This window comes from Corynebacterium sp. HMSC064E10 (assembly GCF_001812505.1).
GTDB classification, from domain to species: domain Bacteria; phylum Actinomycetota; class Actinomycetes; order Mycobacteriales; family Mycobacteriaceae; genus Corynebacterium; species Corynebacterium amycolatum.
Window position 1 is genome coordinate 94,970 of record NZ_KV809170.1, and the last position, 19,679, is coordinate 114,648.

The following is a 19,679-nucleotide window of genomic DNA, read 5'->3' on the forward strand; positions in this document are numbered from 1 at the left end:
AAGGTCTGTAAGAAATGGCCAAGCGAGGAAAACTGAAGGTCTACCTGGGGTTCGCCCCGGGCGTGGGTAAGACGTGCGCCATGTTGAGCGAGGGGCACGATCTGTACTCCCGTGGGCACGAGGTAGTCATTGGTCTGGTGGAACACCACGGTCGCGAGCGGACGAAGAAGCTCATCGAAGGCCTGCCAGTGTTGGATTGTCGAAAGGTGTCCTACCGCGGCAACACCTATCGTGAGCTGGATGTTGATGCGATTATCGAGATGCGTCCCGAGGTCGCCCTCGTCGATGAGCTCGCGCACACCGTCGTTACCGATGAGCCGGACAACGAGTTCGTTCAGCAACGCAAGCGCTGGCACGATGTCTACCAGCTTCTCGACGCAGGCATCGACGTCATCTCGACGATGAACATCCAGCACTTGGAATCGCTTAACGACGTCGTTGCGGCCGTCACCGGCGTGCGCCAGATGGAGACGGTACCCGACCGTGTCCTCCGCGATGCGGACGAGATTGAGCTCATCGACTTGAGCCCGGACGCCCTGCGCATCCGCCTGTCTCGCGGCGAAATCTACCGCAAGGAGCAAGCGGAACTAGCGCTGCGCAAGTACTTCCGCCCGGGCAACCTCAGCGCCCTGCGTGAGCTGGCACTTTTGTGGCTGGCTGACAAGGTCGAGGAGGTGCTCGATGCCTACCGCGAAGACGAGGAGATCGACGACCACTGGACCACGCGTGAGCGCGTCGTGGTGGCCGTGCGCGATGATGAGAACGCGGAGTCCATGATTCGCCGCGGTGCTCGTATGACCGGTCGCGTGGCCGGCCGCGAGATGATTGTCGTGCACATTACCGGCGAGGACGACGGCCTTGACCGCGGGTATCTGCGTCGGCTGCGCAAGCTGCAGGATCTCACCGAGTCGCTGGGTGGGCAGTGGCGCACCATCGTGGGCGATGATGTGCCGGGAATTCTGCTGGAGTTCTCCCGCACGGTCAATGCATCGCAGCTGGTCATTGGCTCGGAGCGAGGACTGCGGCGCTATGTGGGCTTAAGTACCTCGCAGCGCATCATCGACCAGGCTGGGCCCATCGATGTGCACATCATCTCCTCAAGCTCAGAGAAGAAAGCCAAGCGGCGCAAGAAACTGCGCTCTCGCTTTTCCAAGGAGCGACGCATCACCGGTTGGCTCCTGGCACTGGTGGGGCCAGTGCTACTGACGTTGCTGCTCTACCAGCTGGACACCGGCCCGGAGTTCCTGGGCGTGCTGCTGCTGACCTATCTAATGCCGATAGTCTTCGCCGCTATGGCGGCAGGGTTGGTGCCAGCGCTGGCGGCAGTGGTGGTCTCCTCAATTCTGGCAAACTGGTACTTCACCGCTCCGGTGAATACCCTGACTATCACCGAGCCGGCCAGCTTGGCTCAAATCCTGCTCTTCGGTGTGATTGCGGCGGCTGTGGCGACGGTGGTGGAGCGTTCCGAGCGCCGCCGCGAGATGGCGGACAGGAGTTTGCATCAGGCAGTCGTAATGTCCGAGTTGGCACACGGTGTCGTCCACGATGGCGACAACATGTCCAACCTGGTCCACAGCTTGGCGGATACGTTCTCGATGGAGCGCGTGGACGTGCAGCGTTACTCCTCAGAGCGCAAGAAGTGGTTGACCATTGTCACCACCGCCGAACACGGCTTGTCCGAACCGTGGCCGACAGAGCTGCCGATGACTAAGGTCAGCTCCGGCGATGACCTGCGCTTTGTGCTCAGTGGCCGTGAACTCACCGCCGCTGAGACTGCCATGATTGCGGCTCACGGTTCCCGCATCCGGGCGCTCATGGACATGGAGGAAATCGCCGCGATGCGCCGCGCCACCGCTGCCCTCGAGGCGGGCAACCGCGTGGGCAGCGCGGTGCTGACCGCCGTTTCACATGACCTGCGCACACCGCTGGCCAGCATCAAGGCTGCGATCTCCAGCATGAACATGGAGGACGTTGAGCTTGACGACGAAACGCGTCTCATCCTCATGGAGACAATCGAGAGTTCCGCTGACCGCCTAGAGGTGGTCATTGGCAACCTACTCGATGCCAGCCGCATCGACTCCAGCACCAAGCGGGTGGAAAGTGTGCCGGTTAGCGTCTCCGATGTTGTGGACGCGGTATGTGCGGAGCTGCCGGAAGCCGCAGGTCACATTGACCGCGATATTGACCATGACGCCTGCATGGTGGAAGGCGATCCTGGGCTGATCCAGCGCATTGTTTCCAACATCGTCATCAACGGCCGTCAGTACGCACCGGAGTCGAGCCTGACCATTCGTACGCGGCCCAGCGAGCGCGGTGTGCGCGGTCCCGCCGACATGCCGGTTATGGGCTCGCTGGGTGCTATCGCTGCGAGCGCATGCATAGACATTTTGATCATTGACCACGGTAAGGGCATCCCGGAGGATAAGTTGGAGGAGATTTTTCAACCGTTCCAACGCCTTGGCGACTACTCGGCACAATCTCAGGGCCTTGGTCTGGGACTTGCCGCCGCCTCGCGTTTTGCCGACGCCATGGGAGGCGCCATCCGCGCCGAACAGACACCCGGCGGCGGTGCTACCTTCGTGCTGACGTTGCCGCGTGCAATGGGCGAGAGAAAGTAGGATTCCATGAATCTCAGTTCAGGACAACCCGCTGGTCAGGCTGGCAACAAACCCGGGCGAAAGATACTCATCGTCGAGGATGATGTCGCCATGGCCCGCACTGTGCTTGTCAGTTTAAAAGCCCGCGGTTACGAGCCACGTGTCGCGCAAACGGCCACGCGGGCGTTAGCCGCGGTCAGCGAGTGGAAGCCCGACGCCGTTCTCCTGGATCTGGGCTTGCCCGATGTCAGTGGCCTGGAAGTTCTGCGTTCTTTGCGCAGGTGGAGCGATATTCCAGTGCTGATTGTCTCCGCACGTCACGACGAGGCGGGGAAAATCAACGCCCTCAATGAAGGGGCCGATGACTACGTCACCAAGCCTTTCTCGATGGGGGAGTTGTTGGCTCGGCTGCGTTCAACCATGCGGCGTGCTAGCAAAGTAGTGGTCGAAGAGGTGCCGAAGGTGACCTCCGCAGATGGTCATCTAATGGTTGACCTGGCCAAACGGCAAGTTCTCGTGGCGGACGAGCTCGTGCATCTGACCCCGCGCGAGTGGGACATCCTGGTCTACCTGGTGCAGCATCGTGGCGAACTGGTGACCAAACTGGAGCTTCTCAAGGCCGTCTGGGGTGACCAGTACGAAAAAGAGACCAACTACCTGCGCGTTTACATCTCCCAGCTGCGCCACAAGATTGAGCCTCAGCAGGCTCACAACAAGTACTTGCGCACTGAGGTGGGGGTCGGTTATCGCATGGTGCTGGACGAGGAGTAGCAGCCGGCTGCTTGCCCGTTCTTGCTTGCCCGCCTGCACGTTCCCGCCTTCCCGCTCGCCTGCCTGCCTCTCCTCGCGACTTCACGACACCTATGTCACCTCATGCCACCTCCACAGCTGGCACGAGGTGACATAGGTGTCGTGAAGTGCGATCTGCCCCAGCCCAGAGGGTGGAGTGAAGTGCTGTGGGGGGGGGCGGCACCGCCTAGCTACAGATCCAAATCCAGCGAAGCGCCCGGAATAGCGTCCAGCAGCCGCTGGGTGTATTCCTTCTCCGGGTGGTCGAAGAGATCGTCGGTAGGACGGTGTTCAACCATCTTGCCGTGCTCCATCACGATGACCTCATCAGCCACCTGCCGCACCACAGCGAGGTCATGCGTAATAAAGAGGTAGGCCAAATCCATCTCTTCCTGCAGCTCAGCAAGCAGTTCGAGCACCTGAGCCTGAACCACCACGTCGAGGGCTGACACCGCCTCGTCACAGACCACAACCTCAGGGTTCAGGGCCAGTGCACGCGCAATCGCAACACGTTGACGCTGGCCACCCGACAGCTCACCGGGGAAGCGGCGACCCATCTCCGCGGGCAGCGCGACGCGGTCGAGAAGCTCGAATACGCGCTGCTCACGCTCCTGCTTGGTGCCAATCTTGTGAATTTGCAGCGGCTCCTCGATGGAGGAATGCACCGTGCGCATCGGGTCCAGCGTCGCATACGGGTTCTGGAAAATCGGCTGAATGCGACGCCGCAGCTCGAGCTCCTCTTTACGATTCCGGCCCTGGACGCGGTTACCGTCGAAAAGCACTTCGCCCTCTGTCGGATCGAGCAGCCCCAGCGCCATATTTGCGACAGTGGACTTACCCGAACCGGACTCGCCCACGATTCCGATGGTGCGACCGCGGCGCAGCGTAAAGCTGATGTCATCGACGGCGCGAAAGGAATCCTTGCGCCACGGACGGTCACCGGGGATGGCAAAGTCGCGCACCAAGTTCTTCGCGACCAGAATCTCCTTCTGATCCGCATCCGATGTCGTCGGCGCCGCCACCACGCGATCACCGCGGCGGGCAGCCAGCGACGGAGCCGCCGCGATCAGCTGCTTGGTGTATGGATGCTGCGGGCGAGTGAGGACTTCCAGGGCAGGGCCGGTCTCCACGACACGTCCTGCTTGCATAACGACGAGTCGGTCAGCGCGCTCGGCAGCCAAACCGAGGTCATGAGTAATAAGCACCACGGACGTGCCGAGTTCGCTAGTGAGCTTGTCGAGGTGGTCAAGGATCTTCTTCGCCACGGTCACGTCGAGCGCGGAAGTGGGCTCATCGGCAATCAGTAGCTTTGGGTGCGCGGCCAAGCCCATCGCGATAAGTGCGCGCTGGCGCATACCACCGGAGAACTCGTGCGGGTATTGGTCGATGCGCTTTTTAGCATTCGGCAGGCCGGCCTGTTCCAGCAGCTCAATCGCCTTTTTGTGAGCTTCAGAGCCAGTGGCGATGTTATTGGCGCGCAGCGCCTCCTTAATCTGGGAACCGATAGTCCACACCGGATTGAGGTTGGTCATCGGATCCTGGGGGACCAGGCCAATGCCGTTGCCGCGGATGCTAACAAACTCGCGGTCCGTCAAGTGTGTGATGTCACGGCCATCGAAGGTGATGGTGCCACCGGTGACTTCACCATCACCGGGCAACAGCCCCAGTGCGGCGTGGACAGTGGTGGACTTACCAGAGCCGGACTCGCCGACAATGGCAACCGTCTCACCGGGGAAAACCTCCAGGTCGACGTTGTGCACCACATCGGTCAACGATTTACTGCGGCGGCCGGACGCTGTGGTCGTCGGAAAGCCGATGCAGACGTCCTTCAGGGTGAGAATTGGTGCCGCGGTCTTGTTAGTGTCAGTGCTCATCGACGACGCTCCTTCGGGTCGAGAGAATCCTTCAAAGCGTCACCCATGAGGATGAAGCCGAGAACGGTAATCGCCAGGGCGAGTGCTGGCCAGAACAGGTTGGACGGGGCCTGGCGGAGCACCTGCTGTGCGACAGAGATGTCGTTGCCCCAGGAAACGGTGGTCGTTGGCAAGCCAATGCCCAAGTAGGACAGCGTGGCTTCGGCGACGATGTAAATACCCAGTGAAGTCGTGGCCATAACGATGACAGGGGCGAGGCAGTTCGGCAGCACATGGCGGAAGAGAATGCCAGTGTTGGACAGACCGAGCGCCTTGGAAGCGGTGACGTATTCCTCGTTCTTCACCGAAATCACCGAGGAGCGCACCACGCGCGCCATCTGCGGCCAGCCGAAAGCAGCGAGCACGAAGACCACGGACCAGATGGTGCGTTCGGTAAACAGCTGCATCAGCACGATGCCGGCCAGAATCAGTGGAATGGCAAAGAACATGTCCGTGATGCGAGAGAGCACCGCATCGACCCATCCTCCCAGGTAGCCGGCGATTGCGCCGAGGATGATGCCGACGATGGTCACGGCCAGGGTGACGCCGATACCGACGATGACCGAGGCGCGGGCACCGTAGATGACACGGGCGTAGACGTCATAGCCCTGCTGCGTGAAGCCCATGGGGTGGCCTTCGCGGGCCGGTGCCAGGGAGTCGCGCAGGTTAGCTGCCGACGGATCCACCGAGGTGAACAGCGACGGGAACGCGGCCACTGCGATGGAGAGCAAAATGATGAATGCGGAAATCCAGAACAGTGGGCGGTAACGCAGGTTTTGCCAGGCCGAACCCCAGAGCCCCAGTGGCGGGGTATCCGGCAACTGCTTGTGGTCGGGGTTCGTCGCCGGATTTGGTGCCTGCGCGGTGTTGGCCTGTGCGGTGTTGGCCTGCTTTTCTGGCTGAGTCGAATCTAACTGCGTCGAATCTGGCTTAGGCATAACGAATCCTCGGATCCAGGACTGCGTAGAGCAAGTCGATGAGCAAGTTGGCGAACATGTAAATAACCACCAGGATGGTCACGATGCTGACCACGGTGGGAGCTTCACCAATCTGGACGGCGTGGAAGATCAGGCCACCGATACCGGGCACGTTGAAGATGCCCTCGGTGACGATTGCGCCACCCATCAGAGCGGCGAGATCAGCGCCGATGAAGGTCACAACGGGAATCAGCGAGTTACGCAAGATGTGGCGGCGGGTGACTTCAGAGGTTGGCAAGCCCTTGGCGCGGGCGGTGCGCACGAAGTCAGCATGGCGTGCCGACGAAACCTCCGAGCGCGTCAGTCGCAGAACATAAGCAACCGAGACGAGACCCAGCACGAATGCCGGAAGTAGCAGGGAAGTAAAGGACGCATCGCTACCGACAGTGGGGGAGACAATGTGCCAGCGCACACCGAAGAGGTAGCGGGCAACGAAGCCGAGCACGAAGGTCGGAGTTGCAATGACTAGCAGGGACAGAACCAGGACGGTGGAGTCGAAGAAGCCGCCCTTGCGCATGCCTGCGATGACGCCAAGGCCGATGCCGAAGATTGCCTCAATGGCAACGGCCATCAGTGCCAGGCGAATAGTAATGGGGAAGGCCAGAGCAATTTCCTCGCCGACTGAGCGGCCGGAGAAAGTCTCGCCCATATCCAGTGTGAACAGGCCCTTTAAGTATTCCCAGTACTGGACGAAGAAGGGTTCATCCAGGTGGTAGTGCGCGCGCAGCGCAGCGACCTGCTCCGGCGGCAACTGCTTGTCGCCGGCCAATGCGGCGATGGGGTCACCGGGCATGGCGAAGACCATCGCATAAATCAGCAGCGTGGCACCGAAGAAGACCGGCACCATCTGCAGGAGTCTCTTTCCGATATACCAACCCATGGCGCTAGTCCTTTTCAATCATTGGGTAGTCCAAAATGCCATCCCACATCACCACGGCATTACGCAGCTTCGGGTTCCACGCCACCGAAGCATTCGGATACCACAGAGGGATTGCAGGCAGGTCTTCCATCAGCACAGACTGAGCCTTGACGTAAATCGGCTTGGCCTCCTCTGCGCTCTTTGCCGAGGACGCTTCCTGAATGAGCTTGTCGAACTTCGGATTCGAGTAGTGGTTGTCATTCGCGGAACCACCGGTGGCGAATTGCGGAATCATGTAGTTGGCAACCGATGGGTAGTCCGCTGACCAGCCGGTACGGTAGCCGCTGGTCAGGGTCTCATTAGTGATCTCATCGCGCAGCTGCTTGAAGGTCGGGTAGGCCTTGCCGTGAGATTCAATTCCGAGGGTTTCACCAATCATGTTGGTCACCGCTTCAACCCACTGCTGGTGCCCGCCGTCGGCGTTGTAGGCAATATCGAACGAGCCCGTAAACGGCGCAATTTTGTTGGCCTCGGCCCACAGTTTGCGAGCCTTGTCCGGGTTGTACTTCAACACATCCTGCCCAGGCACATTCGGATCCAAGTCACCGAGCGTCAGTGAGCTGAATTCGCGCGCCGGGGTGCGCGTGCCGAAGAAAAGCTTGTCAGTGATGAGCTGGCGGTCAAACGCCATGGAAATTGCTTGACGACGGAGCTTGCCCTCTTCACCCGAAAAGCCTGGCAGATTTCGCGGAATTGCGAAGTATTGCGCTGAGGAAGTTGGGACGTTTGCGCTGGAGTCAGGGAAGTCGGTTTCAAAGCTGGCCATCGCCGTCGGTGGAATGGTGCGCGGCAGCGTGTCCAGGCGGCCTGCCTGGAGATCCGCGTACGCGGTGTCCATGTCCGAGTAGAAGCGGTAGACCAGACCGTTGTTGCGAGCCTTGTGCTCACCGGCGAAGTTATCATTTTTGACCAAGGTCAGCTGGTTATTATGCAGCCACGCACGACCTTCGGCCATCTTGTAGGGACCATTGCCGATGGGGTGTTCACCGAAAGCCTTCTTGTCTTCGAACGCTGCCTTCGGCAGTGGCATAAACGCGACATAGCCGAGGCTGAGCGGGAAGGAGGAATCTGGGGTGGTCAGATCTACGGTGAACTTCAGATCGTCGACCTTTTTCAGACCGGAGAGTGTTTTCTCCGTGGCCTTTTCTCCCGAGACAGCATCAAAGCCCTGCACGTTGGCGAAGAAGGACTGCTGCTTCTGCAGGTTCGGGCCGTAGGCAGCGTAATTCCAGGCATCGATGTAGCTCTGCGCGGTGACGGGTTCGCCGTTGTGGAAGGTCCAGCCCGGTTTCAGCGTGATGTCGAAATGAGTCGAGTCCTCGTTGGGCTTAATTTCTGCCGCATGGTCCAGGATCATCGAGCCGTCGGTGTCGTAGCGCACCAGACCTGAGTAGAGCACGCGGAGGATATCGCCACCACCGGTTTCATTGGTGTCAGTGGTGTACAGCAGCGACTGCGGTTCGGAGTTCTGAACCACAATGAACCCGGCGCCGACCTGTTGCTGGTCAGTGCTGCAGGCAGCAAGTGCAGCGCCCGGTAGGACAATTGCCAGCAAAGCCGCCAGGATTTGGCGGACATGCAGCGTGAACTTTCCTTTTTCGCTGAGCGCTGTTGCGTGCAGTTTTGTGGCACGGAACTTCTCTCGCTGTCGGAGCTTCCGCCGGAGTTCCTGCCGGGTGTGGAAGGGGCCGGAGGCAACGGGTCTATGCATCGCGAGCCTTTCTAGATTCTGCCAGCTAGGCGATATGAATTTGGTGATCGGCTCACTCCAAACGACTCAGCTACCCACCTCCCAGCTGCTTAGCAATGGTGGTGGTGAAACCTTTGGTTGTGACGGATTCTAAGGTTTGGATACGACCGTTCAATACAGTCTCTAACCTTACAAGTCCAAAAAACATATGAGTATTGATCAGGCGAACCATCCCTTATTTGACGGTGTCTTTTACCCTCGATTGGGGAGTTAATTCTGTGCAGCGGTGAAAGTCTGTGACACCCTGGCACCCCCGCAGGGGTTGTCCTCTGGTGCTCCGCGACGTTGGCGCTCAGCCAGGCTCCGTCCGCGTTGGGCTTATTCGCGTTGGTCCCATCCTCGGGCCCCGTCCGCGGGCCCCATCCGCGACTTCACGACAGCTATGTCACCTCATGCCACCTCCACAGCTGACACGAGGTGACACCCGTGTCGTGAAGTGGGCTTTGGGGCTTGGTAGAGGGGCGCCGGAGCGCCGCCAAGCCAGCGCATTAAGTCCCGCAGTACGAGTGGAAAGCCCCCAACTCCCGCGGTGCCGGCTCAGTGAACCCCGCTGGGACGTCTTGCAACTCAAAGGGGTTGGTTACCGCCTCCAGCAGGTGCCGGTAGGCGGCCAAATCTCCCGCCCCTGCTTCTCCCGTCGCCCCTGCCTTCGCTAACGCTTCCGTGACCAGGTAGTTTCGCGGAATATACAGTGGGTTTGTTTCCTCCATAAGTGCCAGGGCCGTCGTCTGGTCGATTCCCAGCTCCTCCCGCGTCCGCTGCCACAACTGCCCCCACTCAGTCGCGGCAGCGGGGAGCGCAGAATCATCAGACAGCCTGGTCAGCGCGGTCAGCGCAGTGAAATCCTGCCCATCACCATCGGCCAGAGCCTCAATCAGCGCCCGATGAGCATTCGTGTGGTCGAGCCCAAACTTCGCCAGCAACGCCTGCCACTGCTGTACCAAGGGGATGGCCAGCGGGTCGTCGTAAAGCGAGGGGAGAATCCCCAACTTGGGCAGCCACCTGCGGCTGAGCGCATCGGTGAACTCGTCGGCGAATTCTCCCAGGATGTCGCGGGCGCGTGCGAGGGCATCCTCCGGGGTGCCTGCGAAATGCGGTAGCAAAGTCTCCGCGAGTTTCGACATGTTCCACCCCGCGATTGTTGGCTGCGCGCCGTACGCGTATCGACCGCCGCGATCAATACTGCTAAACACCGCCCGCGGATCGTGCGCATCCAGAAACGCACACGGCCCAAAGTCGATGGTCTCGCCCGCGATGCTGGCATTGTCGGTGTTCATCACGCCGTGGACAAAACCGCAGGCCAGCCACGCCGCAACGAGATTGGCTTGCCGCTTGACGACGTCCCGGAGAACCGATTCCGCCGAACCCTCGTAGCCATGCCGCTGCGCGGCAAAGTCGATGAGCCGGTCCATGATTCCGGTGTCCGCTCCGGAGCGTGCGACCAGCTCGAACGTGCCAACTCGCAGGTGGCTGGATGCTACGCGCACGACAATGCCGCCCGGTTGAAGTTCGGTGGTGGGGTCGGTGTTGTCGAATGGGGTTTGCGAGCCGCGGTAAATCTCTTCGCCGGTTTTGATGACCGCCAGCGCGCGGGTGGTGGGGATGCCGAGCGCATACATGGCTTCGCTGATGAGGTACTCCCGCAGGGCGGAGGTCAGCGTGGCTTTGCCGTCACCGCCACGGGAGAAGGGTGTGGGGCCGGTGCCTTTCGCCTGAATCTCGTAGGCCTGGGTGTTGTCGCTGCGGGTTGTCTCTTTGGGGTAATCCGGCAGTCCAGTCAGCCCCGGTTCAGCCTCAACTGTGGCAAGCAAGAGCGCGCGACCATCACCGAGTAGGCCTGCGAAGTTACCGAACTGGTGGCCGGCGTAGGCCGTGGACACCGGGGTTGTGTATGCGCCGGGTGGGGTATCGGTTTCCTTGCCGACTCCGCGGCCAGTGAGGAACTTCAGGCCAGCGTCTGACCGGAGCCACTGTGGGGAGAGACCGAGCTGGGTCGCGAGTTCCTCGTTAAGCATGACGAGCTGCGGCGATGGGGCGTCAAACCCCTGCTGGTCGATAGCGAGTTCAGGCAGTGCGGAGGGCAGATCAACGACGTTTCTAGCCATGTGCGCAGTTTAACGGGTAGGCCGGATTGAGAATATGCGCTTTTATGTTCAGGGCTTGCTGAGGCGAGCGGTGTCGTCTTCAAACTCGCCGTTCAAGCGGCGATAGAGCGTTGCTCGCCACCGCTCCGGAAGCTCAGGGGCGGCGAGGAGACGGTGGATGCCCTCGATGTCCTGGCGGTCGATGTTCATGACGCGATTGGTCTCTGCAACAGAGACAGCGCTTGGAAGACGTTTGGCCAGCCGCATGGTGTCACCTTCAGCGATGGTGCCGGGATGAAGGACCCGCAGGTAGTAGCCGGAACGGGACTTCGACTGCATGAGCCTGGGCAGTCGGCGGTCACTCCAACGTGCCGAGACCGTGGCACACGGACGACGCGGTTGCGTGACCTGGACTGTCAGATCGTTCAGTTCGAAGATGTCACCCAGATAAACCACCTGGTCAGGAAGGTCTTCTAGCGTGAGATTTTCGAAGAAAGCGCCCTCCGGTAAATCGAATCCATCAGCCGCCCACTGAGCCATGAACTCCAATGGGTAGCAGCACATCGCTTTGTTTGGTCCGCCATGGACCTTCAAGTTGCCTTGGGCGTCGCCGTCAAGGCCGTTTTCTGTGGCTATTACGCGGTCTGCGCGTGGTGCTTTGGCCGCGCCGGTGCTGATTTCACGGCCGCTCCACTTTTGCGTCACTGCCGGGCCTGTGCGGACTCGGCGCACTCGGCCGATGAGTTCTGGGAGTTGGTGGCTCGGCTGTGGGTGGCTTGGTCGTTGGTGGCTTGGTCGTTGGTGGCTTGGCTGGGTCTGCGGGCTCATGTTTTGAGTCTGCCATGTGACTGGAAGCGTTTTAGCCAGAAAAGGAGAATTTATATGCGCCTTTTGGAAGTGCGGTAATGGCATCAAACCAGCGTCCGCGCGGTGTCGTTGAGGCTGCCAATGCCTTACGAATCATGCCCGCCGCCGAGCCGTCAAAGATCGCATCCCACGTCAGGTGGATGATGGCGTAGCCGAGGTTGGTGAGTTGGTAGTCGCGACGCCGGTCATGCCAGATGCTTGCTGTGCCCGCGTGGTGTTGGCCGGCGCCAGCGCGCGTTTCTGATTGCACTGTTGATTGCATTCTCGATTGCGCGGGCTCGTACTTCATTCGCCCGTCGCACTCGATGATGATTCCGTGAGCCGGAAGCAGGAAATCCACACGCGCAACGAACACCCCGGCCTCATCTACTATTCGTGGTTGCTGCACAAATGACAGCTTTAGCTCCACGAGCAACGCCTTTGTCACCGACTCAAATGCACTTTCCGACCACGGCGATGCCACCATCAGCACCTCCAGCATGCGGGGCCCACGCACTCGACCCCGTTGGTCGTGCACGTGGGGTAAGAAATCAGTACTGGAAATGGCCACGTGCCGCGGCGCTGCGAGCTGCGGAAACTCCTGTTCAATGTCCCAATTTGATGGCTTAAAGCGCGGCGGCGCCTCCGGCCACGGCAGAGCTTGCTGAGGCTGCATTCCCGTCGAGCCAAGTGTTCCGACCGAGCCACGCAGGGCGCCGTCGGCAAGCGCGATAGCTTCGGCAAAGCGTCGAAAGACCTCGGGTTTGCGGCGCGTGGCATCGTCGACGCGCGGCTGAGCAGCAGCGATATCAACCACGGTTCGCGCCAGAGTAGTGACCCGCACGCCATCGATGGTGGTCGTGGCACTTGGGGGCAATGCTAAGTAATTCTGGTGAAATTGCAGGCCATGGTGTGTTTTAAGTGTCGACGACCCACTTTTTACACTGGAACTGAGCGTCAGCGTTTGCGGAATATCGAGCAGTGGCAGGCTATGTATCAGCGCTGCTGCGATTCCGGTTAATACGCGATCTGGGTGTGCCTGTGAAATGGCAATGCATTGAATCCGTGCCCGGATGAGTTCCGCCTTAATGGCAAGAATTCCTCGTGGAAAATCGCTGTTAGATGGCCATATTCGTGCATCCGCGTAAGTGCCCCGAAACAACTGAACAAGTTCACCGCGCTCGACCGCCCGGCTGAGAATCCCTCGTGCTGTATTTCGGCTGATATGAGTCTGTTCTCGCAGGTGCACAATTCCGGAGGAATTGAAAATGAGCTCGCTCGTTTTCCGCATGGCGGACATTCTCATCGATGGTGCGGAAGCCCGCTGGCCAAAGACCGTTGTAAATCAACTTTCTGTGGATAGTTTTCGGACTGTGGATAACACATCAATTGAGCCAGACTGCAGATCCAAAAGTAACTGTTAAAGGCGTTTACAAGGGTCAAAATTACCTAGACTCGCATGTTTGGTGCCTTTTTTTGCCCAAATCCAGGGAGCTGACCTGGGAGTTTCTAATTTGAAGCCCACCAAACATGCGAGTCTGCGTCAAAACACCCCTGTTAAATGGCGATAACCGTTGTTTTCGCTTTACGACGGATCCAAGTCCACCAACCTTCCCTCGAAAAGCCGAAACCCCGACCCGCAGTTAGTTAAAAACTGCCGGTCGGGGCTGGTTGGTGTGCTGTATGGCCTAAGCCGTATGAACTAGTGAACTAGCTAGCCGGGGTGAAAAGAGCCCTACTTCTTCAGGGATTCCGGAGCGTTGAAGCGCTCGCCGTGCTTAGCGGCCAGCTCTTCGGCGCGCTCGACGAAGCCTGCGACACCGCGGCGCTCTGGGTGAGCTGCAGCCGGGTCGACGACAGTGGCGCCGTCGTAGTTCTTGATGAACTGGCGAGTACCACCGGTCCAGGCCGGGTAGCCGATACCGAAGATGGAGCCGATGTTGCCGTCGGCGTCGTGAAGCAGAACGCCCTCGTCGACGCACTTCTGAGTCTCGATGGCCTCGATGAAGAGCATGCGGTCGACCAGCTCCTGCAGGTCGGTGTCTTCCGGAGCGATTGGGGTGATGTTCAGCTCCTCGCGCAGCTCGTTGAACAGGCCCGGCCAGAGACCGGAGCGCTTGCCGTCGACGTACTCGTAGAAGCCCTTGCCCTCGAGCTTGCCCGGGCGTTCGAACTTGTGCAGCATGGCCTCGACCAGAGCCGGCACGCCGCCCTCGTCCAAGGTCTGACCTGCGGCCTCGGCGGCAGCGCGGGTCTCGCCAGCGATCTTCTCCATGAGCTTGAGGTTCAGCTCGTCGGCAAGCTGGAGCTGCGGTGCCGGGTAACCAGCCTGGCGACCAGCGGCCTCGATGATGGCCGGGTCGTAGCCCTCGGCAACCATGCGCAGGGCCTCGTTGATGACGGTGCCGATGACGCGGGAGGTGTAGAAACCGCGGGAGTCGGTAACGACAATCGGAATCTTGCGAATTGCAACAGCGAAGTCCAGCGAAGCGGCGAGGATTGCCGGGTCGGTGTTGTCGCCGGAGATGATCTCAATCAGCTGCATCTTGTCCACCGGGGAGAAGAAGTGCAGACCGATGAAGTCCTTCTCACGCTTGACGTGGGAAGCCAGCTCGGTGATTGGCAGGGTGGAGGTGTTGGAGCCCAGGATGCAGGTCTCCGGAACCGCGGCCTCGATTTCGGCGTGAACCTTGTGCTTGAGGTCGGTGTTCTCGAAGACGGCCTCGATGACCAGATCGACGTCGGACAGGTCGTCGTAGGACTCGGTCGGCTTGATGCGGTTCAGCAGTGCTGCGGACTTCTCCTCAGTGGTGCGACCGCGCTTGAGAGCCTTCGCTTCCAGCCCCTCAGAGTAGGCCTTGCCACGCTCGGCGTTCTCCAGGGAAATGTCCTTCAGGACAACTTCCATGCCAGCCTTTGCACACACGTATGCAATACCTGCGCCCATCATGCCGGCACCAACGACGGCAACCTTCTTGAACTCGCACTTCGGGTACGGGGTGCCGTCAGCCTGCAGCGGACGGGAGCCGCCGCCCTGAGCGTGATTGAGGTCGAAGAAGAACGCCTGCATCATGTTCTTCGACTGAGTGCCGGTGACCAGCTCGGTGAAGTAGCGGGACTCGACACGCAGTGCGGTGTCGATGTCGACCTGAGAGCCCTCGATGGCAGCCTGCATCGCAAGGCGCGGAGCCTTCATCGGGGAGCCCTTGAGCTGCTTGGTCAGGTTTGCCGGGAAGGACGGCAGGTTCATTGCGAACTTAGGAGTCTTCGGGTCGCCGCCCGGAATCTTGAAGCCCTTCTCGTCCCACGGCTGTGCGGCCTTGGCATCTTCGCTGGTCAGCCATGCTCGAGCAGTGTCAATGAGCTGCTCCGGAGCAACAACCTCGTCAACGAGACCAGCTGCGAGGGCCTTGCCTGGGTTCATCTGCGCGCCGGTCAGAATGACCTTCATCAGCGCGTCCTGAATACCCAGCATGCGAACGACGCGGGAGACACCGCCGCCACCCGGCAGGAGACCGAGGGTGACCTCTGGCAGGCCAATCTTGGAACCGCGGGCATCAGCCGCAACGCGGTGGTTAGCAGCCAGCGCGACCTCGAGGCCGCCGCCCAGTGCTGCGCCGTTGATGGCGGCAACAATCGGCACCGGGAGCTTCTCCAGGCGACGCAGGGAGGCCTTCATGTCCTCGACCATGTTGAACATGTCAGCTGCATCGTCCTCAGTGGCCTTGGACATCTGCTTGATGTCGCCACCTGCGAAGAAGGTCTTCTTCGCAGAGGTGATGACGATGCCCTTGATGGAGGTCTCAGAGCCGTCGCCAATTTCGTTTTCCAGGCGCTCCACGGTGGCGCGGATGTCGTCCTGGAAAGTCTTGTTCATGGTGTTGACCGGCGCATTCGGGTCATCCATGGTGAGGGTGACGATTCCGGCGTCGTCCTGATCCCACCGGAACATGTTATCTGTGCTCATAAATCAGTCAGTCCTTTGTGGTTATCGCGGTGTGGCCGCGGTAATTGTCGCTGTGAGTTTCGTTCCGGTTTGCTTTAGACGCGCTCGATGATGGTTGCAACACCCATGCCGCCAGCCACGCAGAGCGAAATGAGGGCGTAGCGGCCACCGGTGCGGTGCAGCTCATCGATTGCGGCGCCGGTGATCATGGCACCGGTTGCCCCCAGCGGGTGACCCATGGCCATCGCGCCGCCGTTGATGTTGAGCTTCTCGTAGTCGATGCCCAGGTTCTGCTGAGCATGCTTGACGACGGCGGCAAACGCCTCGTTGATTTCCCACACGTCGATATCGTCGACCGTCAGGTTGGCCTTGGCCAGAGCCTCGCGGACGGCTGGCTCGATACCGGTGAGCATGATGGTCGGTTCGACACCATTGACGGCGGTGGCGACAACGCGTGCGCGCGGGGTCAGCCCCATGTCTGCGCCAGCCTTCTCAGAACCAACCAGGGTCAGTGCAGCGCCATCGACGATGCCGGAGGAGTTACCTGCGTGGTGGACGTGGTTGATGCGCTCGAGCTGCGGGTACTTCTTCAGTGCAACTGCGTCGAAGCCACCCTGCTCACCCATCATGGTGAAGGCTGCGCGCAGGCCGGCCAGGGACTCTGCGGAGACGCCCTCGCGGATGGTCTCATCGCGGTCGAGGATGGTCAGGCCGTTAGCGTCCTTGACCGGGACGACGGAGCGGTCGAAGCGACCCTCAGACCAAGCCGTTGCGGCACGGGCGTGGGAGAGTGCTGCCATTTCGTCGAGGGACTCGCGGTCAAAGCCGTCAAGTGATGCAATCAGGTCAGCGGAGATACCCTGCGGGACGAAGTCAGTTGCGAACGAGACCTGTGCATCCATTGCCATTGCGCCGCCGTCGGACATCATTGGCACGCGGGACATGGACTCGACGCCACCGGCGAGGACGAGCTCGTCCATGCCGGAGCGGACCTTCTGAGCAGCCAAGTTGATGGCGGAGAGGCCGGAAGCGCAGAAGCGGTTGATCTGGACACCGCCGGTGCGGTACGGCAGGCCTGCGGTGAGTGCTGCGGTGCGGGCAATGTCCGCACCCTGGTCGCCGACCGGGCTGACGCAGCCAACGATGAGGTCGCTGATGCGCTCTTCGTCCAGGTCAGGGAAACGATTGCGGATTTCGTCGATGAGGCCGACGAGAAGTGATACCGGGCGTACCTCGTGGAGGGAGCCGTCCTTCTTGCCCTTGCCGCGCGGGGTGCGAATTGCCTCGTAGATGAAGGCTTCGCCGCCCGGCTGAGTGGTGGCGGAAGTCATGTGTTTTTACCTCACAGATTCGTCGTAAAGTGTCGTGCGTCACTCTATAACGAATGCCGGATTGCCGGGGGTGATTTGAGGGGTACTGGGGAGAAAGTTAACTTGCCGTAGTCTCTCACCTGGGGTTATGGGAGAAACCGGGGGTAATTACATAAGTAGTTTTGGTGATGCGGCGCGAGAGTGGGGCGCGTTACAATGTGGCAGGCGAATGGCGGGGGCTCGATTCTGCCTTAGGATTGGTTCGTGACTGGCGCACTCTTTAATGACATTGAGTTTCCTGTGTCGTCCGTCGAGGAGCTGAGTACCGTTTGCGACTTCGTCTCCAGCGTATTCGGGTGGAATTACGCCATGTACGGCGACGACTGCGCCGATACCAGCGATTCTGGCATCGTCAGCTGAATCAACGCCGAGGATCCCACCCGCGCAATCATGCCCCCTTCATTCGAGCAGCGGATCTCGATGCCGCCTACGAGCAGGTCACGTCCGCGGGTGGCAAGATTGCCAAGGAACCATACGACTTCCCAGGTAGTTTTCGCTTTTGCTTCACGACGCCCGCCGGCCACGAACTCGGCGCGTGGACTCCGGCGGAGAAATTGACAGATACGCGAGATACCGTTAGCCACGCTCGTGCGTTGTGAATCAAAAATCCCACTGTGCCGAAGTTCGGTGCTTCTAGTTTTCTTGAATCGTTGACCGTAGCTTCAAACCCAGTTCGCCGACCCTGCCCATCCATTCCGCGCGAGTTGAAACACGAGGAACAACAACTGTTGCGGGGCGTGTGCCCGCACCTTTTGCTAAAAAGTACTGATTAACTGTAGTGCTATCTCCGAGTTGGGTGTCCTTCGAAATATTCGGAATTCGTTGGAGAAGCTCGGGTTTTCCCGTGCCTAAATAGAACGGGAAAGTTGCCGAAAACGCTTTGCGGCCTAAGTACGTAACAAATACCGGGTCTGAAACAGCTCGGTCAATGTCCTCCGTGTGTCCCTCGCAGGTTATGCGGACGATGAATTCCGCATCGGCCAAGTATGTTCGGCGGACGACCACAGTCGCTCCGACACCGGGTTTGTAGGCAACCGATTTTGCTGACTTGGCTTTAAGTCCTTGGCTAATCGCTAGACGACGCCGAAAGTCCCACTCATCTTCACGTGAGCCGATGGTGTGGAAGTCGTCCACGAACGTAGGTCGGCGTTCTTCTCGAACAGTGAACTCGATATCAGAAATCCAGTCCGGCCATTCATTTCGGCGGTATCCAAGGCCACCAGCAATCAGTCCGCGGAGTGCAGTGGTTGTAGGCATTTTGTCAGTTTTGACGAAATTACCGGTGATGGCTGGTTTGCCCCAACTTTGAACTGGCCCAGCCAGCCGAATGAACACTGAATCAGTCATCAAAAACCCACTTCACGACGGTGTCGATGAGGTCGTCCAGCTGAGTCGGCTCGAGTTTGCCGAACTTGTCTTCAAGCCCTGGGAAAGTTCCAGCGAGGGCTTCAGTGGGGCCGAAGTTTCCGGCGTCAAAGCTTCGTGCTGCGGAATACTGTTGAGAAAGGGAAGTGATTGTAGCTGCGAGGAATCCTCCAGCTCCTTCGGGGATGACCGGAGTTTGGAAGTCATATGCAGTCCGGTAGCGCTGTTCTTCAGCGAGTACTAGGGCTGGAAGGACGTATGGGGCTGTGCTGTGCTCTTTGCCGCGTGGCTGGCCATAGATAGCTGATCGAATCAATTCCCGGACGTTTTCTCGAGAGTCTTCTGCATCGAAAGCTGACCAGCTTTCACGCAACTGTTTCTTATCGATACTGACTGTGCGGTAGAAAACGCCACTGGTGTACTGGCTAACTCCGAGATATGTTGCCCCAGTTCGATGTTGTGCCTCGTGTCGATCATCGACAGTTGAGAAGTAATCGGTATCGATGCTGGTCGCATGAGTTGTTACTGCTGGAGAGACGCTGAGGGCCGCTTCCGTTGTGTTTTGAGGGGAATTGGCGAACATTCGACCAAAGGCAGCGATTGCTAGTGATCCTGTTCGGTGCTCCTGAATAAACTCGTTGACATCGGTTTTCTTGATGTCCTTTCCGCTCGTCAGGCTGGCCAGCACAGTCTGGGCGGCAGTATTGATCTCTTCATTTGACATCCACGTCGAACGAGCGGATTCAGCCTTTTGGGTTTGCGAATCAACGTCGCCAGAAGTCTTAGCTGGTGCTTCAGCTTTGGTGAGCTTGCCGACGATTGATCTCGCGTTTTTCAGTGCAGCCTTCCGGTCAACGTCGGGGTTCAGTTCAAAGACTCTTTCGACGATTTCTTCGGCGAGTTCACCCGAGCGGATGCTTAGGTCCATTGACGCGTTTTCGTAGCGTAACCGGATGCTGCGCTTAATCGATTGAGAAGAATGGAGGGCTCGAAGAACTCCGCCCTGGTTAATTCGTTTTGGGGTTCCGGTGTCATCACGGTTTAGATTGCTGAATGGGATTGCGGTGACGATGCTGAGGGTCAAGTTATGGGGCATGGAGTTTAGGCCTTTCTCGGGGAGTTG

General features: G+C 59.5%; 14 protein-coding genes. 3 read left to right on the forward strand and 11 right to left on the reverse strand.

Translation table 11 applies throughout. From position 1 onward, the window contains the following. Positions 1–14 precede the first annotated feature (14 nt). Positions 15–2,618: a sensor histidine kinase gene (locus HMPREF2860_RS00430; RefSeq protein WP_038626891.1), complete on the forward strand. Its 2,604-nt coding sequence runs from the start codon at positions 15–17 to the stop codon at positions 2,616–2,618. 6 nt (positions 2,619–2,624) lie between these two features. Further along, positions 2,625–3,368 carry a response regulator transcription factor gene (locus HMPREF2860_RS00435; protein ID WP_049181799.1) on the forward strand — a complete coding sequence of 248 codons (744 nt, stop codon included), beginning with the start codon at positions 2,625–2,627 and terminating at the stop codon, positions 3,366–3,368. A 209-nt stretch (positions 3,369–3,577) separates the two neighbouring features. On the opposite strand, the gene HMPREF2860_RS00440 is transcribed toward HMPREF2860_RS00435, so the two are convergent. From HMPREF2860_RS00440 to HMPREF2860_RS00480, 9 genes are all read right to left on the reverse strand, one after another. Continuing rightward, the gene (locus HMPREF2860_RS00440; RefSeq protein WP_070432084.1) at positions 3,578–5,260 is read right to left on the reverse strand and encodes a dipeptide ABC transporter ATP-binding protein; all 1,683 of its coding nucleotides are present in this window, start codon (positions 5,258–5,260) and stop codon (positions 3,578–3,580) included. After that, on the reverse strand, positions 5,257–6,237 hold the full coding sequence (locus HMPREF2860_RS00445; protein WP_070559823.1) for an ABC transporter permease: 981 nt from the start codon (positions 6,235–6,237) through the stop codon (positions 5,257–5,259). Before HMPREF2860_RS00445 ends, HMPREF2860_RS00440 begins: the two co-directional genes overlap by 4 nt. Next, complete coding sequence (locus HMPREF2860_RS00450; protein ID WP_038626862.1) at positions 6,230–7,156, reverse strand: ABC transporter permease; 927 nt, start codon at positions 7,154–7,156, stop codon at positions 6,230–6,232. The genes HMPREF2860_RS00445 and HMPREF2860_RS00450 overlap by 8 nt, the downstream gene beginning before the upstream one ends. Before the next feature lie 4 nt (positions 7,157–7,160). Further along, positions 7,161–8,906 (reverse strand): peptide ABC transporter substrate-binding protein, encoded by a 1,746-nt coding sequence (locus HMPREF2860_RS00455; RefSeq protein WP_070628433.1) that lies wholly within the window; start codon positions 8,904–8,906, stop codon positions 7,161–7,163. 527 nt (positions 8,907–9,433) lie between these two features. After that, entirely contained in the window at positions 9,434–11,050 is a 1,617-nt protein-coding gene (locus tag HMPREF2860_RS00460; RefSeq protein ID WP_070628434.1) for a protein adenylyltransferase SelO family protein, read from the reverse strand. Positions 11,051–11,098: 48 nt separating this feature from the next. Then, positions 11,099–11,857, reverse strand: a complete 759-nt coding sequence (locus HMPREF2860_RS00465) for an MOSC domain-containing protein (protein ID WP_239393065.1) — start codon at positions 11,855–11,857, stop codon at positions 11,099–11,101. A gap of 31 nt (positions 11,858–11,888) precedes the next feature. Further along, positions 11,889–13,166 carry a PDDEXK family nuclease gene (locus HMPREF2860_RS00470; protein ID WP_168164987.1) on the reverse strand — a complete coding sequence of 426 codons (1,278 nt, stop codon included), beginning with the start codon at positions 13,164–13,166 and terminating at the stop codon, positions 11,889–11,891. Between the two features lie 444 nt (positions 13,167–13,610). Next, positions 13,611–15,842 carry a 3-hydroxyacyl-CoA dehydrogenase NAD-binding domain-containing protein gene (locus HMPREF2860_RS00475; RefSeq protein ID WP_070628437.1) on the reverse strand — a complete coding sequence of 744 codons (2,232 nt, stop codon included), beginning with the start codon at positions 15,840–15,842 and terminating at the stop codon, positions 13,611–13,613. Positions 15,843–15,916: 74 nt separating this feature from the next. Then, complete coding sequence (locus tag HMPREF2860_RS00480; RefSeq protein WP_070628438.1) at positions 15,917–17,152, reverse strand: acetyl-CoA C-acetyltransferase; 1,236 nt, start codon at positions 17,150–17,152, stop codon at positions 15,917–15,919. 335 nt (positions 17,153–17,487) lie between these two features. On the opposite strand from HMPREF2860_RS00480, the gene HMPREF2860_RS11375 reads away from it, so the two are divergent. Beyond that, positions 17,488–17,790, forward strand: a complete 303-nt coding sequence (locus HMPREF2860_RS11375; protein ID WP_370449820.1) for a VOC family protein — start codon at positions 17,488–17,490, stop codon at positions 17,788–17,790. A 34-nt stretch (positions 17,791–17,824) separates the two neighbouring features. Here the strand turns inward: HMPREF2860_RS11375 and cas5e are convergent, their stop codons facing one another. Continuing rightward, the gene (gene cas5e / locus HMPREF2860_RS00490; RefSeq protein ID WP_070628440.1) at positions 17,825–18,538 is read right to left on the reverse strand and encodes a type I-E CRISPR-associated protein Cas5/CasD; all 714 of its coding nucleotides are present in this window, start codon (positions 18,536–18,538) and stop codon (positions 17,825–17,827) included. Further along, positions 18,531–19,640, reverse strand: coding sequence for a type I-E CRISPR-associated protein Cas7/Cse4/CasC (gene cas7e / locus HMPREF2860_RS00495; protein ID WP_370449818.1), 1,110 nt, complete (start codon positions 19,638–19,640; stop codon positions 18,531–18,533). The genes cas5e and cas7e overlap by 8 nt, the downstream gene beginning before the upstream one ends. Between the last annotated feature and the right edge of the window lie 39 nt (positions 19,641–19,679).